Origin of the sequence: Rhodococcus sp. WMMA185 (assembly GCF_001767395.1) — a bacterium.
Taxonomy (GTDB): Bacteria; Actinomycetota; Actinomycetes; order Mycobacteriales; family Mycobacteriaceae; genus Rhodococcus_F.
The window spans coordinates 725,029-746,914 of sequence record NZ_CP017014.1 but is presented as its reverse complement, the minus strand read 5'-3'; the positions used below and the strand labels follow the sequence as shown (position 1 = coordinate 746,914).

At 64.4% G+C, this 21,886-nt stretch carries 19 protein-coding genes and 1 pseudogene; 7 read left to right on the top strand and 13 right to left on the bottom strand.

Annotated elements, in window-relative coordinates:
- Window positions 1-18: 18 nt before the first annotated feature.
- The 3 genes from mftC to mftA are packed head-to-tail and all read right to left on the bottom strand — an operon-like array spanning window position 19 to window position 1,693.
- A complete protein-coding gene (gene mftC, locus BFN03_RS03200) occupies window positions 19-1,242 on the bottom strand; it encodes a mycofactocin radical SAM maturase (RefSeq protein WP_070377796.1) in 1,224 nt (407 codons plus the stop codon).
- A 50-nt stretch (window positions 1,243-1,292) separates the two neighbouring features.
- On the bottom strand, window positions 1,293-1,595 hold the full coding sequence (gene mftB, locus BFN03_RS03195; RefSeq protein ID WP_070377795.1) for a mycofactocin biosynthesis chaperone MftB: 303 nt from the start codon (window positions 1,593-1,595) through the stop codon (window positions 1,293-1,295).
- Between the two features lie 2 nt (window positions 1,596-1,597).
- Window positions 1,598-1,693 carry a mycofactocin precursor MftA gene (gene mftA, locus BFN03_RS03190; protein WP_070377794.1) on the bottom strand — a complete coding sequence of 32 codons (96 nt, stop codon included), beginning with the start codon at window positions 1,691-1,693 and terminating at the stop codon, window positions 1,598-1,600.
- A 133-nt stretch (window positions 1,694-1,826) separates the two neighbouring features.
- Between mftA and mftR the strand changes: the two genes are divergently transcribed.
- A complete protein-coding gene (gene mftR, locus BFN03_RS03185; protein WP_070377793.1) occupies window positions 1,827-2,435 on the top strand; it encodes a mycofactocin system transcriptional regulator in 609 nt (202 codons plus the stop codon).
- Between the two features lie 67 nt (window positions 2,436-2,502).
- Here the strand turns inward: mftR and BFN03_RS03180 are convergent, their stop codons facing one another.
- The 3 genes and pseudogenes from BFN03_RS03180 to BFN03_RS20750 form a co-directional block, all read right to left on the bottom strand.
- A complete protein-coding gene (locus BFN03_RS03180) occupies window positions 2,503-4,131 on the bottom strand; it encodes an ABC transporter permease (protein WP_070377792.1) in 1,629 nt (542 codons plus the stop codon).
- Entirely contained in the window at window positions 4,131-5,063 is a 933-nt protein-coding gene (locus BFN03_RS03175; protein ID WP_070377791.1) for an ABC transporter ATP-binding protein, read from the bottom strand. The genes BFN03_RS03180 and BFN03_RS03175 overlap by 1 nt, the downstream gene beginning before the upstream one ends.
- Before the next feature lie 192 nt (window positions 5,064-5,255).
- A pseudogene (locus tag BFN03_RS20750) lies at window positions 5,256-5,681 on the bottom strand (alpha/beta hydrolase fold domain-containing protein); the annotation flags it as partial.
- 188 nt (window positions 5,682-5,869) lie between these two features.
- Between BFN03_RS20750 and BFN03_RS03165 the strand changes: the two are divergent.
- The 3 genes from BFN03_RS03165 (at window position 5,870) to BFN03_RS03155 (ending at window position 8,201) form a co-directional block, all read left to right on the top strand.
- Window positions 5,870-6,925: a ferredoxin--NADP reductase gene (locus tag BFN03_RS03165; RefSeq protein WP_070377790.1), complete on the top strand. Its 1,056-nt coding sequence runs from the start codon at window positions 5,870-5,872 to the stop codon at window positions 6,923-6,925.
- 167 nt (window positions 6,926-7,092) lie between these two features.
- A complete protein-coding gene (locus BFN03_RS03160) occupies window positions 7,093-7,458 on the top strand; it encodes an SPW repeat protein (RefSeq protein WP_070377789.1) in 366 nt (121 codons plus the stop codon).
- 89 nt (window positions 7,459-7,547) lie between these two features.
- Window positions 7,548-8,201 carry a TetR/AcrR family transcriptional regulator gene (locus tag BFN03_RS03155; protein ID WP_070377788.1) on the top strand — a complete coding sequence of 218 codons (654 nt, stop codon included), beginning with the start codon at window positions 7,548-7,550 and terminating at the stop codon, window positions 8,199-8,201.
- Here the strand turns inward: BFN03_RS03155 and BFN03_RS03150 are convergent.
- The 6 genes from BFN03_RS03150 to BFN03_RS03125 form a co-directional block, all read right to left on the bottom strand.
- Window positions 8,189-8,962, bottom strand: a complete 774-nt coding sequence (locus tag BFN03_RS03150) for a glutamate racemase (protein WP_070377787.1) — start codon at window positions 8,960-8,962, stop codon at window positions 8,189-8,191. The two genes, BFN03_RS03155 and BFN03_RS03150, sit on opposite strands and share 13 nt — an antisense overlap.
- A 32-nt stretch (window positions 8,963-8,994) precedes the next feature.
- On the bottom strand, window positions 8,995-10,176 hold the full coding sequence (locus BFN03_RS03145) for an NAD(P)/FAD-dependent oxidoreductase (protein WP_232320420.1): 1,182 nt from the start codon (window positions 10,174-10,176) through the stop codon (window positions 8,995-8,997).
- Window positions 10,177-10,287: 111 nt separating this feature from the next.
- Window positions 10,288-12,819, bottom strand: coding sequence for an ABC transporter permease (locus BFN03_RS03140; protein WP_070377785.1), 2,532 nt, complete (start codon window positions 12,817-12,819; stop codon window positions 10,288-10,290).
- A 4-nt stretch (window positions 12,820-12,823) separates the two neighbouring features.
- Entirely contained in the window at window positions 12,824-13,642 is an 819-nt protein-coding gene (locus BFN03_RS03135; RefSeq protein ID WP_070377784.1) for an ABC transporter ATP-binding protein, read from the bottom strand.
- A 177-nt stretch (window positions 13,643-13,819) separates the two neighbouring features.
- A complete protein-coding gene (locus tag BFN03_RS03130; protein ID WP_070377783.1) occupies window positions 13,820-16,351 on the bottom strand; it encodes an ABC transporter permease in 2,532 nt (843 codons plus the stop codon).
- Window positions 16,352-16,356: 5 nt separating this feature from the next.
- Window positions 16,357-17,115, bottom strand: coding sequence for an ABC transporter ATP-binding protein (locus BFN03_RS03125; RefSeq protein ID WP_070377782.1), 759 nt, complete (start codon window positions 17,113-17,115; stop codon window positions 16,357-16,359).
- Window positions 17,116-17,399: 284 nt separating this feature from the next.
- Here BFN03_RS03125 and BFN03_RS03120 point away from each other — a divergent pair, with 284 nt between their 5' ends.
- Genes BFN03_RS03120 through BFN03_RS03110 form a run of 3 tightly spaced genes read left to right on the top strand, consistent with a single transcriptional unit; the run spans window position 17,400 to window position 20,008 of the window.
- Window positions 17,400-18,959 carry a long-chain-fatty-acid--CoA ligase gene (locus tag BFN03_RS03120; protein WP_070377781.1) on the top strand — a complete coding sequence of 520 codons (1,560 nt, stop codon included), beginning with the start codon at window positions 17,400-17,402 and terminating at the stop codon, window positions 18,957-18,959.
- Window positions 18,956-19,354, top strand: a complete 399-nt coding sequence (locus tag BFN03_RS03115) for a YchJ family protein (RefSeq protein WP_070377780.1) — start codon at window positions 18,956-18,958, stop codon at window positions 19,352-19,354. Before BFN03_RS03120 ends, BFN03_RS03115 begins: the two co-directional genes overlap by 4 nt.
- A gap of 57 nt (window positions 19,355-19,411) precedes the next feature.
- A complete protein-coding gene (locus BFN03_RS03110) occupies window positions 19,412-20,008 on the top strand; it encodes an AMIN-like domain-containing (lipo)protein (protein ID WP_070377779.1) in 597 nt (198 codons plus the stop codon).
- Between the two features lie 39 nt (window positions 20,009-20,047).
- Here the strand turns inward: BFN03_RS03110 and BFN03_RS03105 are convergent, their stop codons facing one another.
- Complete coding sequence (locus tag BFN03_RS03105; RefSeq protein ID WP_070377778.1) at window positions 20,048-21,814, bottom strand: DEAD/DEAH box helicase; 1,767 nt, start codon at window positions 21,812-21,814, stop codon at window positions 20,048-20,050.
- Window positions 21,815-21,886: the final 72 nt, after the last annotated feature.

Here is a 21,886-nt window from a genome sequence, read left to right as displayed (position 1 = left end):
TCGCATCTGTCGAACGAACTATGCCTGTTCCATGCCCGCAAGCGGGTTCTCGTCACACATCTTGGCCGGCGGGCGCGTCATCAGCGTCAACGGAACCGGTGCCCGCGGTGTCCTTCGCTGACCGGTGCGGGAGTGGTCGACGCTGGACTTCGGGATCTCACCCGCGTCAGTCAACGCCGCTTCACCGTTTCCGATGACGCACTCCGGGTCCGGACCGTCCATCGGCAACCCGGTGAAGAACTTCGCGGCCATGCAGCCGCCACGGCAGGAGTCGTAGTGGTCGCACTTGCTGCACGCACCACCGGTCTGCGGCGAACGAAGCTCCCGGAACAGGTCCGAGTGCTGCCAGACTTTCTGGAAACCGCCGTCCGCCAGAATATTTCCGGCGAGGAATTTCTCGTGGATTGCGAACGGGCAGGCGTACACGTCGCCGATCGGATCGATCAGGCAGACCACGCGCCCGGCCCCGCACAGGTTGAGCCCCGGCAGAGCATCACCGTAGGCGGAGAGGTGAAAGAAGGAGTCGCCGGTGAGTACGCCTTCACCGTTGGCGACCAGCCAGTCGTACAACTGGCGTTGCTGTGTCTGGGTGGGGTGCAAGTCACCCCACACGTCCGCACCGCGGCCGGATGGACGCAACCGAGTGATGCGCAGGGTGGCACCGTATTTGTCGGCGAGCGCCTTGAAGTCGTCGAGCTGGGGCACGTTGTGCCGGGTCACGACAACCGAGATCTTCGCGTTCTCGAACCCGGCCTCGGCCAGGTTCTCGAGAGCTCGTACCGCCATCGCGAACGACCCTGGGCCGCGAACCGCGTCATTGACCTCGGCGGTGGCGCCGTCGAGGGATATCTGCACGTCGACGTAGTCACTGGCCGCGAGACGCTCGGCCACCTTCTTGTCGATCTTCACCCCGTTGGTGGAGAACTTGACGCCGACCTGGTGCGCGGTCGCGTAGTCCACCAGTTCCCAGAAGTCCGGGCGAACGGTCGGCTCCCCGCCGCCGATGTTGACGTAGAACACCTGCATGCGCTGCAGTTCGTCGATGATCGACTTGCACTGCGCGGTGCTGAGCTCATTCGGGTCGCGCCGCCCCGATGAGGACAGGCAGTGCACACACGACAGGTTGCACGCGTAGGTCAACTCCCAGGTGAGACAGATCGGGGCGTCGAGACCGAGTTCGAACTGGTCGACGAGGCGCCCGACCGGCTGGGAGGCCGAGGGCCTGTCGAGGATGGAGGTCATGGGCTAATTCCTCTGGTATGGAACGGAAAGGACTGCCGCGGCAGGGCCGGTCACACACGGATGATCATGTGTGACTCGGCCAGGGCGCCGAGTGCGCGCGCGTACTTCGGCGCGAGATCGTCCCCGATGCCCTGCGCTCGCAGCGCGGACCGGGCGTCAGCGTGCGATGGAAGGGCCTCGACCACCGCGACGATCGTGCGGTTCTTCAGAAACGAGAGTTTGCGGGTACCGAAGTGGTAGAGCAACGCCCCGAAGGGTTCGTGGCGCAGCGCCACTCGATGATGAAGTTTCCAGCCCACATCGAGATCGATTGCGGGCTTGCCGGTCGTTGAAGCCGGCGCCGGAGCGGACATGTTCAGTACACGCCGCACATGCCGTCGATCGAAACCTCTTCCACCAGAGATTCCTCGATCAAATCGGTTTCCAGTACCTCGTTGTCGTTGTCCGACATGATTTCCTCCTACTGTCCGAGTGATAGAGCAGAGAATCGATCCGTGTTCCCGGCCACGGAAGAGGCTCTCTGTGATTCGCCTCACCAATCTAATGGCATCGAGTGCAGAATGTACAGAGCGAAAGGATCAAAGGTGAGAAGTCGTCGAAAACCATCCAGCCGAATCGGCCGGCGTCCAGCAACGACGCAGGATCGGATCAGCACCGTCGGGATCGAGTTGTTCACTCAACAGGGATTCGACGAGACCAGCGTCGACCAGGTTGCGCAGGCGTGCGGCATAGCCCGGCGCACGCTGTTTCGCTATTTCCCGTCCAAGAACGCAATTCCCTGGGGTGACTTCGACTCGCATCTCGCCGAGATGCGTACCCAACTCGAGGAGCAACCCGAGGACATCTCGATAGCTGACACCCTGACCGCCGCACTCCTTCAGTTCAATTCGTTTCCGATCAGCGAGGAGGCCAACCACCGCAAACGAATGAGACTGATCCTCCGGGTACCTGCGCTGCAGGCGTATTCGGTAGTGATGTACGAGGGGTGGCGGGGTGTCATCTCGGAATATGTCGCCGACAGACTGGGTGCCGACCCGGCCGACCACATTCCGCGCACGGTCGGCAATCTTGTACTCGGCATCGCGATGTCGGCCTATGAGCAGTGGCTCGACGACGAATCGGTCGAACTTCGGCAACTACTCGCCACCGGGATGCACTTGCTCCGGGACGGATTGGGCGCACTCGGCGAATAGGAAACACTGCAAAGCCGACTCCGGACATCTCGTCCGACAGTTCGAGTCGGCCAGGGTCGGCAGGCGGCTAGATGACCAGATCACGCCGCCGGAACAGCGCGACACCGGTCGCCGCCACTGCGACTGCGATCGCCACCATCCACATCAACGGCGCGCCCGTCACATCAGCGGCGGGAACGGGCGGCACGTGACTGAACGGCGACAGGTTGCGTACGAAATCCGGCAATCCGAGTAGTGGACCGAGCAACCCGAACAGCAGGGACAATGCGAGCGCAGCCCAGGAAAGCCCGGACGCCCACAACGGGAGGCCCCCGAAGAGCAGAACGGCAATGGCGGCCACCACCAGGATTGCAGGCACGAAGACCAAGGACGCCACGGTCAAATCAGCCACATTGCCCGGCACATCCGATGTGACCAGACCGTAGGCGAGCCCCATCGCGGCCCCGGTGACTATTTGCAGTACGACCACACCGGCCACCACCACCGTTACGTGGGCAAACAGCCAGCGAGGGCGTCCGACCGCGGTCGCGAGAACGGGCTCGAGCCGACCCGCCGCCTCCTCTGTGCGCATCCGCAGCAGTGCCTGAACCGAATAGGCGCTTACCGCAATCGCCATTGTGCCGAAGATGGTCGAGAAGTAGGCGTCCACCATGTCGGACGTCCCCCCGAGTTTCCCCATCACCTCCGCCACCTGATCGCCCTCACCGAGGAAATCGTCGATCTGATCACCGACCGCGCCGTATACGAGTGCAATGAATCCGATGCCCACAGCCCACCAGAACAGAACACCCCGTTGGATCCGCCACGCAGATCCGAGCGGTGTCGGCAGGGACCGTGATGCACGGGCGGGCCCTCGCCGTGTTGCGACCAGGCCTGAGCCGAGATCTCGCCGCTCGGTGAGGAGGAACGCGAGACCCACTGCTGCGAGCGTGAATACGGCAGGAAAACAGAGCACCCACCAGGCATTGTCGTCGTAGGCGCGCATCTGTTCCGCCCATCCGATCGGCGACAGCCATGTGGCAAAGCCGCTGATTACCCGCGTGCCTCCCTCGACTACGGTTCCGGACATGTCGCCAACGGCGCGCAGCACGAAAGCCGCCGCCAGAGCCGCGCCCGCGAGTCCGTTGGCCGTTCGCGCTCCGTCCGTTACCTGCGAAGTAACCGCTGCGATTCCCGCAAAGGAAATACCCGCGCCGGCAATCCCGAGCCCGATCGCCAACGACCCGGCCGGGGGAAGTCCCTGTGCCATGAGGACCACCGCGCCGCCTACGGCAAGAACCGCGTTCGCCGCGATCGCAACGATCAGGGCAGCAGAGAGCATTGCCTTCCGCCCCACGACCGCGGCCCCGACCAACTCCGCTCTGCCCGTCTCCTCGTTTTGTCGGGTGTGGCGGACCACAAGCAAACTGCTCATCAGTGCGGCACCCAGCGAGAGCGGCATGACGATCTGGCTCGCAACCACAGCGCCGCCGCTGTAGCCGGAGATGAGTCCGTTGGTGGCTAGCGCAACTGGAGAGTTCGCTGTGGCGATGGCGATGCTCCGGAGACTCTCGTCGGTCGGGTAGAGCCCCAGAACACTCGAGGCCGAAATCGCCTGTAGAGCAATAAGGACGAGTAGCCAAACCGAAAGTTGTATCTGGTCGCGCCGTAACGCCAACCGCACCAGCCGAGTGGTTCCGGTGAATTGCGTTGCCATCACAGATCCCTCGACTCGGCGCGCCAGTGGTTCTCGTCTTCGCGTTCGAGTTCATCGCCGTAGTGCCGGAGAAATAGTTCCTCCAGGGTGGGCGGCTTCGAGGTGAGCGAAGTGATCCCGAAAGGCAACAGGTGGCTCATCACAGCGCCGAGTTCACTGGTCTCCACCTCGCAGCGCGCGTGTAGTCCGTCCACTCGTACATCGAATACGCCGGCAATCGAATCGAGTCCGGTCACGGGGCGCTCGGTCTCCGCGGTAACCGAGGTGCGGGTGAGGTGACGGAGTTCGGCCAACGTACCCGATTCGACGGTCCGCCCTTCCCTGATGATGCTCACACGATCACACAATGCCTCGACCTCGGCGAGGATGTGGCTCGAGAGCAGGACAGTCTTTCCCTCGTTCGAGGCCTCGCCGATACAGTCCCGAAAAACTGAATCCATCAGCGGATCCAGCCCCGACGTCGGTTCGTCCAAAACGTAGAGGTCGACGTTCGACGCGAACGCCGCCACGAGCGCCACCTTCTGCCGATTGCCTTTCGAGTAGGTGCGCGCCTTCTTCGTCGGATCGAGTTCGAATCGCTCGAGGAGATCACTGCGCCTGGACTCGTCGAGTCCGCCCCGCAGGCCCGATAGAAGGTCTATCGCCTCCCCACCGGTGAGGTTGGGCCAGAGATTCACATCCCCCGGCACGTAGGCGAGTCGCCGATGAAGCGAGACCGCGTCCTTCCACGGATCGCCGCCCAGCAGTCGGGTGTGACCCGAATCCGCCCGCAGCAGACCCAGCAGCACCCTGATGGTCGTCGACTTTCCGGAGCCGTTGGGACCAAGGAATCCGTGTACCTCGCCCGTATTCACTTCGAGGTCCAATCCGTCGAGAGCCCGTGTGGTCCCGAACGTCTTGACCAGCTTCTCCACCGAGATCGCAGCAGTCATGGATGGGACGGTACCCCGACAATCCGCTCTGCCCGCGCTAGTTCGTGCTCGAAGCCGAAATCGAGGCCTGGTAGCGCAGTCCTTGCCTCACCACAATGTGGAGACTACAAGGAACAGAGGCGGCGCACGCGGTCGGCGAGGCCCCGTCGGGACACGTCAGCACTCGGTGCCAATCTCGCCCCTCGCGTCCATCTCGCCCAGCAGCGCGGTCCAGCCGGTGACGTTGTCGTCGTAGGTCCATATGAAGGGCCATGTCAAGAACGGAAGCAGCTGTGGATCCGGTACCGACGTTCGATCGTCGAGCATCGGATAGATCAAGAGCTGCGCAGCGATCGCCGGGCCACTGCGATCCCGAGCCATCAGGCATACCCCCGCGGCAAGAGCGCCGCCGGCACTATCGCCCATCACCGCCAGCCGTGCAGGGTCGGCCCCCAACTCGCTCGCGTGTCCGGCCAGCCACTCCAGCGCCGCGTAGCAGTCTTCCACGGGGACCGGATGATGGGCACAGCGGACGCTTCGACGTACCCGCGCACGGTCTTCAGGTCGGCTGCGGCGGCGAACTGCGGCCCAAGCGCTTGTAGTACTCGAGGGTCGAATTGCAAGCTCATGGGATCCCACTCCAATGATGAATCGAACCGTGGGCCAGGTGCCGAGCGCAACGCTACCACCGAATCTCTTGCGCGCCGTGAGTCGATCGAGATGCCCCGGAGCCGACCACCTCTGGGCAAAAACTAGAACGTGTTCTATATTTGGGTTAGGCGTTCGAGCGTTCCGGCGCCGCGAAGCAGGAGAGGACGAACCCCACGATGACGACTGTCGAGGTGCCGCACAGCTCACGGTCGGTGATGCTCACCGTGTCGGGCGTGGTCGAAGAGACTCCCGACTCCCGATCGCTGATCTTCGACGTCCCGGCGGATCTTGCCGACAAGTTCACCTACAAGCCCGGACAGTTCCTCACCCTGCGAATTCCCAGTGACCGCACCGGTTCGGTTGCCCGTTGCTACTCGCTGGCCAGTTCACCGTTCACCGATGACGCACCGAAGGTGACGGTCAAGAGGACCGTCGACGGCTATGGATCCAACTGGCTCTGCGACAACGTCTCCGTCGGCGACACCCTCGAAGTCCTACCGCCGTCAGGCGTCTTCACCCCCAAGTCGCTGGGCCACGATTTCCTGTTGTTCGCTGCCGGAAGCGGGATCACGCCGGTGATCTCGATCCTCAAGTCCGCCCTCACCGAAGGGTCTGGCAAGGTCGTGCTCTTCTATGCCAACCGTGACGAGAAATCGGTCATCTTCAGCGAGGAGTTGCGCACCCTCGCAAGCCGATACCCGTCGCGACTGGTGACCATCCACTGGCTCGAGACGGTCCAGGGCCTGCCCGGCGTGGATCAACTCGCTTCCGCGGTCGCCCCCTACCTCGAGTACGAGGTATTCATGTGCGGCCCGACGCCATTCATGGACACCATTCACAAGGCACTCGCCGACGCCGGGATGCCACGCAGCCAGGTGCACGCCGAAGTGTTCAATTCACTGGCCGGCGATCCGTTCCGCGACGCCGAGGTCGTGGAGATCACGGCGGACGAGGCGGCCCACGCCGCCACCGTGGAAGTGGAACTCGACGGCGAGGTCCACAACCTGAATTGGCCACGCAAACAGACACTCGTCGACATCATGCTGGCGGAGGGAATCGACGTGCCCTACTCCTGCCAGGAAGGTGAGTGCGGATCCTGCGCCTGCACCATTCTCGAAGGGAAAGTCGAGATGGAGAACAGCGAGATCCTGGACCCAGAGGACATCGAGAACGGCTACATTCTGGGATGCCAGGCCCGGCCGGTCACCGACCATCTCAAGATCGAGTTCTAACAGAAATCGCAGTACACATAATCGATATCGACCGAGGTCACGAAAGATCACGAAATATATGCTGACCTGCGGTTCACGTTATGTGAATGCAACGGTCGAGGCATTGATCGGTCGGTCAATCAGGCGTGTACTTGAAGTGGAACCAATCCGCTTCAAGGAGGCTGGACATGAGATCGTGGAGTCGTGTGCAAGATGTTGCGGCGATCGTGATCGGAGGCTACGCGGCACTCTCGCCGCTGTGGCTCGACACCAACAACGCCGCGGTGTGGTCACTCGTCGTACTCGGTGTGCTCGTCGCGCTCTCCGGCCTAGTCCACATGGTCCGGCCGACGATGACCATGGCCGAGTACGCACTGGGCGTCTTCGGCGTGCTGCTGTTCATCTCCCCGTGGGTGATGAGCTTCAACGAGTTCGGGGGCGCGGCGTGGACCGCATGGGTCACCGGTGCGCTGGCGGTCGTCGTGGCCGTTACAGGGTTGCCGATGGCGAGTTCTCGGATGCACGGACAGGGAGGAGTGGCTGCCAGTCACTGATCCGTGAAGCATCACCAGCGAGAACGTCGATCTAGGGCGGGGCGCAGGCTTACGGCCTACGTCCCGCCGTTCAGGTCTGGAAAAAGCCCATGCCCGCAACCCATTCCGGAAAGTCCGCAAGCAACCGCCCGCGGAAAAGTCCACAGCGGCGCAACGCGAAGATCGACGGCGATGCCCGGGCCCGGATTCTCGACGCCGCCGAATCCCTGATTGCCGTAAAAGGATTCGACGCCACGTCCACGGCGTCGATCGCTTCCGCCGCACACGTCCCGAAAGGACTGGTGTTCTACTACTTCCCCGCCAAGACCGACATCCTGCTGGCGTTGCTCTCCGAAAGGCTTCCCACCGAACCGCTCGGTGATCTGGGCACCTTGGTCACACCTGGCGACCCCGCAGCCAGCCTGGTCAATCTCGACAGCGCATTGAATTTGCGCGATCGCCACTCGTCGGTGATGCGGGTGATCCTCTGGCGTGAGGCCGAGACTCACCCGGATGTTCGCGCGCACCTGAGACGGTTCCGCGACTACCTCAGCGATATCACCGAACGACTACTCCTGGCCAGTTCGCCTTATCCCGTGACGCCCGGGACGATTCGGGCGTGCGCGTCGGCATGGGTAGCCGCGATGTTCTCCTTGGCCGGCAACGACCGCCTGCACGATCTCGACGAACTGCCGCGGCGTCCCGGCGAAGAACTCGACAATGTCGCGCGCGTCGTGGCAGCCGGGATGGTTCAACTCGGCTGAGTGTTTCCTTCGGACAGCAACCGCCCGGCTGGGAAGACTTCAGCGCTCGGCGGCAGACGTCCCGGTCGGCCACTGAGCAGGACCTCGACTCTGCCCTTACCGGTACTCGGACGGCCGAGCGCGTCGATGCGACGAAGCGTCTGCGATGCCACCGCTTCGGCGCTGTCGAACAGTCGCACCCCGGTCGGGAGCTTCTCCGCGATCTCGTCAGCCATCAGCGGGTAGTGCGTACACCCAAGCACCACCCCTCCCACGTCCTCGGGTGTGCGTGCGACAGCCGAGACGATGGCCGCGGTGGCCGCCTCCCGTTCGCCGAGATCGATGGCATCGGCGAGGCCGTGGCACGCGACAGCCACCACAGAACTTCCGTTGCCGAAACGCTCGATGAGATCTGCCTGATATCGACTCGCAGTCGTCGCCTCGGTCGCCCACACCGCCACAGACTCACATGCCGCCGCAGCAGGTTTGATCGCGGGAACCGTACCGATGACCGGAACCTGCGGTCCGACGAATTCTCGGACATGCTCGAGCGCGGTGACACTCGCCGTGTTGCACGGCAGCACGATCACATCCGCACCACGGTCGAGCGTCAACTTCACGGTCGCGAGGACACGATCGATCACCCACCGCCCCGATTTCGGACCCCACGGGGCCCCGTCTGGGTCCAGAGCGAGAATCAGATCCAGGTCGGGTCTGCGCAAACGAAGCCGCGCCGACGTCGGCAGCATGCCGAGACCCGAGTCGATGAGCGCAACGATCACCCGACGAATCTATCGCGCCGACGTCCGCCCCTCTACGCGGACGCAGCTTCGAGGACCTCACCGATCGGGGTTCCGGCCGCGATCTTTCCGCGCATCTTCATGACCCCACCCGCCATTCCACCTCCGACGACACCCACCAGCTTCCCCTCGCGCTCGTAGTAGGCAAGGAACTTGCGACCGTCGTCCTTGATCACGTGTACCTCGTCGGTAGGTGCGACAGTGCCCAGCGCCTGAATCTTGATGTCGTACTGGTCGCTCCAGAAGTACGGCACCTGAGCCACGCGATTGTCGTCGCCGGTCCCGGTCAGCGCTCCGGCCAAAATCTTGGCCTGCTCGCCGGCGTTGCTCCAGTGCTCCACGCGCCTGCGATCGCCCACCTGCAACTGCCACGCCGCCACGTCGCCGACTGCCCAGATGTGTGGAACGGTCGTGCGCCCGACGCCGTCGCAGACCACGCCGTTGTCGAGTTCGACGCCCGAACCTTCGAGCCATTCGGTGACCGGCAGCGATCCGACGCCGATTGCCACGACATCGACCTGGACTTCACTGCCGTCACCGAGGACGGCCCCGGTAACTCGGTCGGTACCGCGCAGTGACGTCAGTCCCACACCGGATCGAAGTTCGACGCCCTCCGCACGGTGCAACCGGGCGACCAGACCCCCGATCTCCTCCCCCAGCACGGATGCCAAGGGCGCCGGCTGAGGTTCCACCAGCACCACGTCGAGTCCACCGGCCCGCATGCTCGCCGCCAGTTCGCAGCCTATGAAACCCGCGCCGACGATCAACGCGCGCTTGCCCTCGGCAAGATCGCCGCGCAGGGCGAGGCTCTCGTCGATCGAGCGCAGGACGTGGACCCCAGCCAGATCCTGCAGTCCCGGGATCCGGCGCGGCACAAGACCCGTCGCGACGACCAGTTCGTCATAGTCGAGTTGGGTGCGGTCGGCGAGGCACACGACGCGACGTTCGGCGTCGACGGACACGGCCTCGACACCGAGACGTAGCTCGATATTCTTCTCGTCGAAGAATTCACGCGGCTTGAGTGTGGTCTCGCTGCGCTCGCCGCGCAACACCTCCTTGGACAGTGGCGGCCGGTCGTAGGGCAGATGTGGCTCACCACCGACGAGAACCAACTCACCGTCATATCCGGCCCGCCGCAGTTCCTCGGCCGTGCGTAATCCAGCCAGGCCCGCGCCCACGATCACAATTCTCTGCACTATGCCGCACCGCCCCCATAGTCATCTCTTGTGCACCAGTCATACCAAAACCACCGCACCCCGCCGAGACTGGCCCGGCGGAGCGGCATGTGGAGTCGAGAATCAGCCGGATCAGGCATCGGCGATGGCCTCGAGCGGCCGGGTGCGGGCCGCACGGCTCGCAGGCCAGAGAGCGGCAAACACGCCGACCACACCGGACCCGAGAAGCATCGCAACCACCTGCCCCCACGGCACCGCCACCTGATCGAGCCCCTCTTCCTTCAAGGTGCTGACGAAGCCCCACCCGAACGCGATACCGAGTATCACTCCGACGCCGGCACCGAACACCGCGATGAGCATCGACTCCAGATAGATCGTGCGCCGCATCTGCGTCCGCTGCATCCCGACCGCGCGAAGCATGCCGATCTCACGACGTCGCTCCACCACCGACAACGCGAGCGTGTTGACGATACCGAGAATCGCGATCACGACCGCGAGGGCGAGAAGCCCGTACAGGATCGCCAGGATGGCGTCGATCTGCTGCCCCTGTGCTCCCTTGTACTCCTCCCGGTCCTGTACCTGGACGACGACGAACCGTTTGGTCGCCGACTCGAGTTCACCGCGTAGCTGCGCGAGATCGGTTCCCGGCTTCGCGTCGACCAGAACGAAGAGATCCGGAAGGGTGGCCGCCGGCATCACCTCGCGGTATACCTCGTCCGACACCATCCAGGGCCCCAGCAGTGGGTTGTCCGCGAAGACTCCGGTCACCTGGGTATTCACGACTTGGCCGTCCGCGCTGGTCATCGGCACGGTCGTGCCCACCGTCCAGCCCTTCTCGTCCGCGGTCGTCTGCGACACGATCATTTGGTTGCCGGTGAAGTTCGCGGACCCTTCGACGAGTCTGTAGTCGAGCACGCCCTCCGGTGGACCGTCCAGGGAGACGCCCTGCTCCTCCTCGCCGTCGACCGTCACTCGTACACCATGCACCGCGACCGCGCTCTGCACGTCGGCAAGGTTCCGCACCGCCGGTGCTACGCCGCTGGGAACTCCGATCTGTTGAGGTCCCGACAGCACGAAGTCGGCGCTCACACCGGCGTCCACCAGTTCGTTCACGCTGGCCTTCGCGGACGCACCGAACACACCGATGACCGAGACGAGCATTAACCCGAGGGTCAACGCGAATGCCGTTGCAGCGGTGCGACGCGGATTCCGGACCGCATTGGTGCGAGCGAGGTGCCCCACCGGACCGAACGGCTTCGCCAGCAGTGCACCGAGCGCCCCGACTACCGGTCGAGACAGCGCGGGAGCGGCGAATACCACGGCCAGGATCAGGCCGAGCGCCCCGAAGCCGACGACAACGGCTGCGCCCTTGCCCGAACCCTGGGAACCGATGACGAGTCCGACGACGCCGAGGGCGCCCAGCACAGCTCCCGCAACCGTGCGTACGTGCAGTGAATCTCCCGTGGAGGCGAACTCCTGTCGCATCGCCGCGACGGGGGGAACCATGGATGCGCGCTGGGCGGGTACGTACGCACTGATCGTCGTCACCACCACACCGACCACGAGAGCGATGAGAATCGTACGGGGGCCGACCTGCAATGGCCCGTCGGGCAAACCCACGTCGAACGAATTCAACAGTGCGCGCAGACCGTAGGCCAAGCCGACGCCCGCAGCGATACCGAGCACACTCCCGATCACCCCGACGACGAGGGCTTCGAAGACCACCGACCGACCCACCTGCTTGCGGCCGGCGCCGATCGCGCGCAGGAGCGCGAGTTCGCGCAACCGCTGCGCGACAATCATCGAGAACGTGTTGTAAATGATGAATGTGCCGACGAGCAGAGCGATCGCACCGAACGCGAGCAGGAAGTAGTTGAGAAAACTCAGCGCCTGTGTCACCTGCGCCTCGGTCTCCTCTCGCACCTCGTCCCCGGTCTGCACCTTGGCGTCGGGAAGTGCCATGGCGATCTCGTCGCGCAGCTGCGTCGGCGAGATTCCGGCCCCGGCGACATCGATGTAATCGACGTGCTCACCGTCGGTGAACAATTCACGTGCCTGTGAATCGACGAACGAAGCCCCGATGAATCCACCCGTGTCAGTGCCGGTGTCATAGATGCCGGAAACGGTGAAGTCGAGTACACCCCGTGCCGGTACGAGGACCTCCGTGGTGTCACCGACCGCGAGATTCGCCCGTTCGGCGGCAGCGACGTTGACGGCGATCTGGCCGGCCTCGGCAGGCGGGGATCCCTGGACGAAATCGTCTTGTTCGCCGATTGCCTGCCCCGGCGGCAGGTACGACTGGCCGATACTCGGTGCTCCGCCCGTTTGGACCGCCGCGCCATCGGAGTCGATCAGAACGATCTGCCCGCTGACAGCCGGTGCCACAGCGCGAACACCGGGAAGGCCGGAGATGGTGTCGACGTCAGTCAGCGGAACACCGCTGGAGTGGTGGTCTTCCGGCGAGACTCGGACGTCGACACCCTGCGCGGTGTTCTCGAAGATCGAGTCGAACGTCTTCTGGAGCGTGTCGGTGAAGACGAAGGAACCCGCGACGAACGCGGTGCCGAGAACGACGGACAGCACCGTCAACGCCAGCCGGACCTTGTGTGCCGCCAGGTTGCGCAAGGACACCTTGCGCATGGGAGCGCTCGAGGTTGACGCCATCCGCTCAGACCGCCGAGTCCGACGAGAGGGCATGTGCCCCGACCGATTCCGACGCACTCCTGTCGAGTCGTGGTTCCGATCCAGGCTCGTCAAGTCGTTTCATGGTGTCGAGAACCGAATCGGCTGTGGGCTCGAGGAGCTCGTCCACGATCTTGCCATCGGCGAGGAACACCACTCGGTCGGCGTACGCCGCAGCCCGCGGATCGTGGGTGACGATGACGACGGTCTGGTCGAACTCGTCGACTGCCGCCCGAAGAATCGACAACACCTCCCCGGAGGACTTCGAATCGAGATTGCCGGTGGGCTCGTCACCGAAGATGATTTCCGGCTGGCCCGCCAGAGCACGGGCGCACGCCACCCGCTGCTGCTGACCCCCGGACAGCTCTCCCGGACGGTGATCGAGGCGGTCCTTCAGTCCCAACCTGGTGAGCACGCTGTCGAGCCAGGCGGAGTCCGGCTTGCGGCCCGCGATGTCGAGCGGCAGCGTGATGTTCTCGAGCGCGGTCAGGGTGGGAACCAGGTTGAACGCCTGGAACACAAATCCGATTCGGTCACGCCGCAACTGTGTCATCTGCTTGTCCGTCAGCGCTGTCAACTCGGTGCCGCCGATGAGCACCGAACCCGAATCAGCCGAGTCGAGTCCTGCCAGGCAATGCATCAGCGTCGATTTCCCTGATCCGGACGGACCCATGATCGCGGTGAATTCACCCCGGGAGAAGTCCACCGACACAGCGCTGAGCGCGTGGACCTGGGTGTCGCCGGTGCCGTACGACTTCGACAATTCGACAGCTCGGGCAGCGACAGCAGGGGAATGCTTGCTCATGATCGCCTTTCTTCATTTCATCCGTCACGGTGGCCCGGCCCGCGGTAGCGGTCCGGGCTGGTTGCACGCGTGGCGTACTCCCCCATCTTCGCTGCACCCCCCGCCGGACCGCCATCAGGGGCCAACCTGATGGCGGTCCGGCGGCCGGAGACCGGCGATCTACGAGCTCGGCAGCCGTCAGAGATCGGCGATGGCTTCGAGCGGCCGGGTGCGGGCCGCACGGATCGCAGGCCAGAGAGCGGCAAACACGCCGACCACACCGGACCCGAGAAGCATCGCAACCACCTGCCCCCACGGCACCGCCACCTGATCGAGCCCCTCTTCCTTCAAGGTGCTGACGAAGCCCCACCCGAACGCGATGCCGAGTATCACTCCGACGCCGGCACCGAACACCGCGATGAGCATCGACTCCAGATAGATCGTGCGCCGCATCTGCGTCCGCTGCATCCCGACCGCGCGAAGCATGCCGATCTCACGACGTCGCTCCACCACCGACAACGCGAGCGTGTTGACGATACCGAGAATCGCGATCACGACCGCCAGCGCGAGAAGCCCGTACAGAACCCCCATGACGGTGTCGATCTGCTCGGCCTGCGCACCCTTGAACTCCTCGAGGTCCTGCACCTGAACGACGACGAACCGTTTGGTCGCCGACTCGAGTTCGCCGCGTAGCTGCGCGAGATCGGTTCCCGGCCTGGCATCGATCAGAACGAAGAGATCCGGAAGGGTAGCCGCCGGCATCGCCTCGCGGTACACCTCGTCCGAGACCATCCACGGCCCGACGATTTGGTTGTCCTCGAAGATCCCGATCACCTCGGGGGTCACGACCCTACCGTCCGCGCTGGTCATCGGCACGGTCGTGCCCACCGTCCAGCCCTTCTCGTCCGCGGTCGTCTGCGACACGGTCATGTGATTACCAGTGAGGTCCGCAGACCCTTCGACGAGCCGATAGTCGAGCACGCCTTCCAGTGAACCGTCGAACGACGCACCCTGCTCCTTCTCGCCGTCGATCGTCACTCGCACCGGTACCCGCGACGCAACCGAACTCTGCACGTCGGCGAGGTTTCGCACCGCAGCAGCTACGCCACTCGGTACTCCGATCTGAGCGGGTCCCGTCAACACGTAGTCCGCGGTCACACCGACGTCCACCAGCTTGTTCACACTGGCCTTGGCGGACGATCCGAACATGCCGATCACGGAGACGAGCATCAGCCCGAGAGTCAGCGCGAAAGCGGTCGCAGCGGTGCGGCGCGGGTTCCGCACCGCATTCGTGCGTGCCAAACGGCCCACCGGGCCGAACGGCTTCGCGAACACCGTGCCGAGTGCCCCGACCACAGGTCGAGACAAGGCGGGGGCCGCGAACAGCACCGCCAGGATCAATGCCAGCGCGCCCGCCCCGACGATCGTCGCAGCGGCACCCCCGGTGCCCTGTGCGCCTATGAGGAGGCCTGCCACACCGAGTACGGCGAGGGCCACGCCGGCGCTGGTCCGCACGTGCAGGGAATCTCGAGAGGAGGCGAACTCCTCACGCATCGCGGCCACCGGTGGGACCTTCGACGCCCGCCGTGCCGGTGCGTAGGCGCTGATCGTGGTCACCAGGACCCCTAGTACGAGCGTGACCACGACCGTGCGGGGCTCGAGCTGCAATGGTCCCTCGGGCAGACCGACGTCGAACGAGTTCAGCAGTGCCTGCAGACCGTAGGCGAGGCCGGTCCCCGCGAAGAGGCCGATGACACTCCCGATCACACCGATGACGAGGGCTTCGAGGACCACCGACCGGCCCACCTGCCTACGCCCGGCGCCGATCGCGCGCAGCAGTGCCAGCTCCCGCAGTCGCTGGGCGACGATCATCGAGAAGGTGTTGTAGATGATGAAGGTGCCGACCAGCAGCGCGATCGCACCGAACGCAAGCAGGAAGTAGTTGACGAACTCGAGGTCTTCCGTCACCACGGCTTTGGCTTCCGCGCGGACTTCGTCGCCGGTTTGCGCCTTCACGCCCGGTAGCGCCTGCGCGATCCGGTCCCGTAGCTCCGCTTGGGACACACCGTTGCCCGCGACGTCGATGTACTCGACGTGCTTCCCGTCGGTGAACAACTCGCGGGCCTGTGAGTCGACAAACGAAGCCCCGATGAATCCACCGGTGTGACTGCCGGGGTCGTAGATGCCGGAGACAGTGACGTCGATCATTCCCCGGGCAGGCACAAGCACCTTGGTGGTATCGCCGACCGCCAGCTGTGCCTGTTCGGCGGCGCCGGTGTTGACGGCGATCTGGCCGACCTGAGTAGGCGGGGACCCCTCGACATAGTTTTCGGGTTCGCCGATTGCCTGGCCCGGCGGCAGATACGACTGGCCGATACTCGGCGCCCCGGTCTGGACTGCGGCGCCATCCGAGCCGATCAGAACGATCTGTCCGCTCACGGCGGGGGCTACGGCCTGGACGCCCTCCACCCGGGTGAGGATGTCGAGGTCCGTCAGAGGAAGGCCACTCGAGTCTTCCTCGGCGCTCGATACCCGGACGTCGACACCCTGAGCCGTGGTCTCTGTGATCGAGTCGAAGGTTCTCTGGAGTGTGTCGGTGAAGACGAAGGAACCCGCGACGAACGCCGTCCCGAGCACCACCGACAACACGGTCAGCGCCAGCCGGACCTTGTGAGCCGCGAGATTCCGCAGCGACACCTTGCGCATCGGAGCGCTGGATGTGGTCGCCATGGCGATCAGACCGCCACGGCCGCGGTCGCGGGGGTATCGAGCCGCTTCATTCGATCGAGCACCGATTCGGCGGTCGGCTCGCGCATCTCGTCGACGATCTTGCCGTCGGCGAGGAACACCACTCGGTCGGCGTACGCCGCCGCGCGGGGGTCGTGGGTGACGATGACGACGGTCTGGTCGAACTCGTCGACCGCGGCGCGAAGGATCGACAGCACCTCGCCCGACGAGTGGGAGTCGAGGTTTCCGGTGGGTTCGTCACCGAAGATGATCTCCGGGCGGCCGGCGAGGGCGCGGGCGCACGCGACCCTTTGCTGTTGCCCGCCGGACAACTCACCCGGACGGTGGTCGAGGCGGTCCTGCAGCCCCAGCCTGGTGAGCACGCTGCCCAGCCACGCGGCGTCCGGCTTGCGGCCCGCGATGTCGAGCGGCAGCGTGATGTTCTCGAGCGCGGTCAGGGTCGGAACCAGGTTGAACGCCTGGAACACGAAACCGATCCGGTCACGGCGCAGTTGCGTCATCTGTTTGTCCGAGAGGGTGGTCAGCTCGGTGTCACCGATGAGCACAGACCCCGAACTTGCGGAGTCCAGCCCCGCGAGGCAGTGCATCAAGGTCGATTTCCCAGACCCCGAAGGGCCCATGATGGCGGTGAACTCCCCCCGAGCGAACTCGACGGATACCGTGGCCAACGCGCGGACTCGGGTGTCTCCCGTGCCGTAGGTCTTCGACAGCTCGACCGCACGGGCAGCAGTGGCATGCGTGCTCATGATCGCCTTTCGTCTTCTCTCGTGTTCCGTTGGGGTGCAGGCAAGACGCACGCATTTCACCTTGTCGTCATCTCCAACGAACCACCATCGGGAACCACCCCGGTTTTTCCCCCGGAAACACCCTGACCTTTCCCTGGCTGCACCCTCACAACCCCCACGCAGAACCTCGGGACAGAACGCGGCGAACCGACCTGGCGTCGCGAATCTTCTTCATAGGAAAACGGCTCGGAACGCCTTCTCTCGCACTAACCTCGTGTGACTGACGTCATACGAAAGGTAAGTGCATGCCAGACGCCGACACCATCATCTTCGATCGCGTCGCGCATTGGGCGCGAGTCCGGCCGGATCACATCGCTGTCCAGTTCCAGAACGTCGAATACACGTGGTCGCAATGGCACAACCGGATCCTGCGAATCGCGGGTGCCCTGGCGAAGGTAGGAATCGGCCCCGGTGACGCCGTCGCGTTCGTCGACAAGAACCATCTGTCCTGCCTCGAAGTCACCTACGCCGCCTCACTTCTGGGCGCCGCGAACGCGGTTCCGAACTGGCGCCTGGCCGACGACGAACTCGTCTACGTGCTCAATGATTCCCGTGCGCGAATACTGTTCGTGGGCCACGAATTTCTTCAGGATGTCACGCCGCTACGCGATCAACTCACCCATGTCGAGCGGATCATCGTCGTCGGTGGGGAACACGACGAGCTCGAGGAGTGGGTGGGGGAATCGGATCCCATCCAGGCTGAGCCCACCGTAACTGCAGATTCGACAGCGCTGATCCTCTACAGCTCCGGAACAACGGGCAGACCCAAGGGCGTGCAGATCACTCATCGCAACTTGATCGCCCACAGCGTAGCCGTTCTCGAGATCCTGCCGGCATGGCACGAAGACTGCCTCCTCATCGCGATGCCACTGTTCCATGTCGGCGGAACTTGCTACGCAATCATGGGAATTCACGCCGGTATCAGAAGCCACTTCACGCGGGAGGCAGACGCGCCGTCCCTGTTCGCCGCTCTCGCGGCAGGGGCGAATATGGCATTCCTCGTCCCACCGGTAATCGCCGGGGTCCTCGCCGGGGGCGAACAGGCCATCGCTGCGTTCGGTGCACTCGATCGCATCATTTACGGCGCCGCACCCATGCCCCTTCCACTGCTGCGCAGCGCTCTCGCTGCCTGGCCGAAGACGGAATTCGTTCAGGTCTACGGGATGACCGAGTTGGCGGGCGTCGTCACCGCCCTGTCACCGGAAACGCATCGCGACAAGGTGCATGAATCGAGGATGGCGTCGGCAGGACGCCCCATTCCCGGCGTCGAGATGCGCATCGTCGACCCGGCAACCGGCCGGGACGTTCCCCCGGGTGAACCCGGGGAACTGTGGTGGCGGACAGAGCAACGTACGCCCGGCTATCTGGGCAAGCCCGAGGCGACCGCAGAAACCATCACCGCCGAGGGCTGGTTGCGCAGCGGGGACATAGGCCGCGTCGACGACGAAGGTTTCGTGTTCATCGAGGATCGCCTCAAGGACATGATCATCACAGGCGGTGAGAACGTCTACTCCCCCGAAATCGAGCGCGTGCTCGTCGAGCATCCGGCGGTGGCCGAGGTAGCAGTGATCGGTGTTCCCGACAACCACTGGGGCGAGACGGTGAAGGCGATCGTGGTGCCGGTAGCCGGAACGGAGATCGAGCCGGACGAGCTGATCCAGTACGCCCGCCAGTACCTCGCGAAGTTCAAGTGCCCGACGACCATCGACGTAGTCGACCTTCTGCCACGCAACCCCACCGGCAAGATCCTCAAGCGCGACCTGCGCGCGCCCTACTGGGAGGACCGAACCCGCAACCTGGTGTGAATTCCATCCATACTGGGACGGTGATGGTTCGATGCCCCTGCCAGCTCGGTGAGTCATACGATAACTGTTGCGGGCGATATCACCGCGGAGAGGCGAAGGCGCCCACCGCAGAGCGACTCATGCGCTCACGGTTCAGCGCCTTCGCCCTCCTCGATGTCGCCTATCTGTCGAGAACGTGGCATCCGAGCACGCGGCCGGCAAATCTCGAACTCGACCCCGGGCGACGCTGGACCCGCCTCGACATTCTGGGAACCTGCGCCGGCGGACTTTTCGACACCACCGGCACCGTCGAGTTCCGCGCGCACTACGAAGAAAACGGACGTCGTGGATCGCAGCGCGAGAACAGCCGATTCGTTCGTGAGAACGGCGACTGGCTATACGTCGACGGGTCTTAGGGCGCCACATACCGAACTCCTACATCTGTAGATCGTCCCCGGTTTAGCATCACACTCATGAGTAACCACCGGATCGTTCCCCTCTCCGTGTTCGCTGCCTGCACACTGGCCCTGAGCCTCACCGCATGCTCTGAGTCGAACTCCGCGAGCAGCATCGCCGCCTCGTCGCCGGTCGCGATGCCCTCAGGCAGCGCCACGGAACCCGATACGGAAATCCCGGTTGACGCCTCGGCCAAATCGTCACCGGCCTCCGACTCGGCCAGGCTTACCGTCACCGACATGAGAGTGGGAAAGCACGAGGGGTATGACCGCGTGGTGTACGAACTCGGCGGGATGGGAACCCCTGGATGGCGGGTCGAATATGTCGACACCGCTATCTCGAACGGCAGCGGCGACGAGATCACCTTGCCCGGCAACGGCATCCTGCAGGTCCTGATCGATGGTTCGGCGTACCCATTCGACAGCGGCGTCGAAGGATATTCAGGACCGGACCCGCTTCCCGGAGTTCCGGGCGGCTCGGTGACCGAAGTCAGGGGTGCGCTCGTATTCGAAGGCGTCACTCAGTCGTTCATCGGGGTTACCGAGTCCGACCGACCCTTCTCTGTCTCGGCCCTGTCCATGCCGCCCCGGGTCGTCGTCGACATCGCGAACTAGCGCTTCCCGTCTCGTCCCGACCGAGCCGGCGCGGAACTATCAGCGTGGGTTACGCCTGCCGTCCCGGTCGCGCTGAAACTTGCCGCCACCGCGATTGTCACGGCCGACGCGACCGGGCCTTCCCGGGGGCGGACCGGTATCGGGCTGCAGTTGGATCAGAACCCCGGAGATGCGGGTGCGACGGAGCGCCTCCAACGTCTCGCGGGACAGGTGGGCCGGTAGCTCCACCAGGCTGTGGTCGGGTCGGATACTGATGTGCCCGAAATCGCTACGCCGTAGGCCACCCTCGTTGGCGATGGCGCCGACGATTGCACCCGGGACCACACGATGCCGCTTCCCGACCGCGATCCGGTAGGTGGCGAGTTCCTGCCCCGCCGATCCGTGCGACCGCCCCTCCGCTCCGCGGGATCGCGCCGGCGGGCCGTCGTCGAATCTCCGCTGGGGGCGCTCACGCCGCGGCGGGGGCGGCGGTTCCGGCGCCATGAGGAACGCCTCACCGTCACGGGACTGAACTGCCAGTGCCGCAGCGATGTCGGCGAGCGGCACGTCGTGCTCCTGCTCGTAGTCCTCGATCATCTTGCGGAACAACGCCAGATTGTCGGAGGTGAGGCTCTCGGTGATCGAATCGCCGAACTTGGCCACACGTTGCGCATTGACGTCGTCGACGCTCGGCAGCTGCATCTCGGCCAGGGGCTGACGGGTGGCCTTCTCGATCGCCCTGAGCAAATGCCGTTCGCGGGGCGCCACGAACAGCAACGCCTGGCCCGCCCGTCCGGCTCGACCGGTGCGGCCGATCCGGTGCACGTACGACTCGGTGTCGTGCGGGATGTCGTAGTTGACGACGTGGGAGATGCGGTCGACATCCAGACCGCGTGCGGCTACGTCCGTGGCCACCAAGATGTCGATCACGCCGCTCTTGAGCTGGCCGATGGTCCGCTCACGCTGGGCCTGCACGATGTCGCCGTTGATGGCCGCGGCCGAGAACCCTCGCGACCGCAGCCGCTCGGCGAGATCTTCGGTGGCCTGTTTCGTGCGCACGAAGATGATCATGGCCTCGAAATCCTCGACCTCGAGAACTCGAGTAAGGGCATCGAGCTTGCGCTGGTGCGCCACCTGGACGTACCGCTGCGAAATATTGGACGCCGTAGACGTCTTGGACTTCACCGTGATCTCGACCGGGTCGTGCAGGTACTGCTTCGAGATCTTGCGGATGGCCCCCGGCATCGTCGCCGAGAAAAGAGCAACCTGCTTGTGCTCCGGGGTATCCGAGAGGATGCGCTCGACATCCTCCTGGAATCCCATCTTCAGCATTTCGTCGGCCTCGTCGAGGACCAGGTACGAAAGCTTGGTCAGATCGAGCGTGCCCTTCTCCAAGTGGTCGATCACACGACCGGGCGTACCGACCACGATGTGGGCGCCGCGCCGCAGACCCGACAACTGGACGCCATAACTCTGACCGCCGTAGATGGGCAGGATATGGACGCCCGGAATGTGGGCCGAGTACTTGCCGAACGCCTCCGCAACCTGGAGAGCCAGCTCCCGTGTCGGTGCGAGGACAAGTGCCTGCGGCGACTTCTGGGCGAGGTCGATCCTGGACAGGATCGGCACCGCGAAGGCGGCCGTCTTTCCGGTGCCGGTCTGCGCCAGTCCGACGACGTCGTTTCCTTCGAGAAGCGGCGGAATGGTGGCGGCCTGGATCGGCGAGGGCGACTCGTAGCCCACATCAGACAGAGCCTTCAACACCCGATCGTCAATGTCGAGGTCGGCAAAATTGGGGGGTTCGGGGTCACGCTCGCTATCACTCATTGACCAGCAGTTTAGTCCACGTTTCGGAGTGCCCACGCCACGAGCACCTTCTACGTGCACCGATACCGTGAC

What these genes read in the sequence shown, in the direction of transcription:
- mftC (WP_070377796.1), bottom strand. Translation starts at nt 1,242, where the DNA reads ATGACCTCCATCCTCGACAGGCCCTCGGCCTCCCAGCCGGTCGGGCGC.
- mftB (WP_070377795.1), bottom strand. Translation starts at nt 1,595, where the DNA reads ATGTCCGCTCCGGCGCCGGCTTCAACGACCGGCAAGCCCGCAATCGAT.
- mftA (WP_070377794.1), bottom strand. Translation starts at nt 1,693, where the DNA reads ATGTCGGACAACGACAACGAGGTACTGGAAACCGATTTGATCGAGGAA.
- BFN03_RS03180 (WP_070377792.1), bottom strand. Translation starts at nt 4,131, where the DNA reads ATGGCAACGCAATTCACCGGAACCACTCGGCTGGTGCGGTTGGCGTTA.
- BFN03_RS03175 (WP_070377791.1), bottom strand. Translation starts at nt 5,063, where the DNA reads ATGACTGCTGCGATCTCGGTGGAGAAGCTGGTCAAGACGTTCGGGACC.
- BFN03_RS03165 (WP_070377790.1), top strand. Translation starts at nt 5,870, where the DNA reads ATGACGACTGTCGAGGTGCCGCACAGCTCACGGTCGGTGATGCTCACC.
- BFN03_RS03160 (WP_070377789.1), top strand. Translation starts at nt 7,093, where the DNA reads ATGAGATCGTGGAGTCGTGTGCAAGATGTTGCGGCGATCGTGATCGGA.
- BFN03_RS03155 (WP_070377788.1), top strand. Translation starts at nt 7,548, where the DNA reads ATGCCCGCAACCCATTCCGGAAAGTCCGCAAGCAACCGCCCGCGGAAA.
- BFN03_RS03140 (WP_070377785.1), bottom strand. Translation starts at nt 12,819, where the DNA reads ATGGCGTCAACCTCGAGCGCTCCCATGCGCAAGGTGTCCTTGCGCAAC.
- BFN03_RS03135 (WP_070377784.1), bottom strand. Translation starts at nt 13,642, where the DNA reads ATGAGCAAGCATTCCCCTGCTGTCGCTGCCCGAGCTGTCGAATTGTCG.
- BFN03_RS03130 (WP_070377783.1), bottom strand. Translation starts at nt 16,351, where the DNA reads ATGGCGACCACATCCAGCGCTCCGATGCGCAAGGTGTCGCTGCGGAAT.
- BFN03_RS03125 (WP_070377782.1), bottom strand. Translation starts at nt 17,115, where the DNA reads ATGAGCACGCATGCCACTGCTGCCCGTGCGGTCGAGCTGTCGAAGACC.
- BFN03_RS03120 (WP_070377781.1), top strand. Translation starts at nt 17,400, where the DNA reads ATGCCAGACGCCGACACCATCATCTTCGATCGCGTCGCGCATTGGGCG.
- BFN03_RS03110 (WP_070377779.1), top strand. Translation starts at nt 19,412, where the DNA reads ATGAGTAACCACCGGATCGTTCCCCTCTCCGTGTTCGCTGCCTGCACA.
- BFN03_RS03105 (WP_070377778.1), bottom strand. Translation starts at nt 21,814, where the DNA reads ATGAGTGATAGCGAGCGTGACCCCGAACCCCCCAATTTTGCCGACCTC.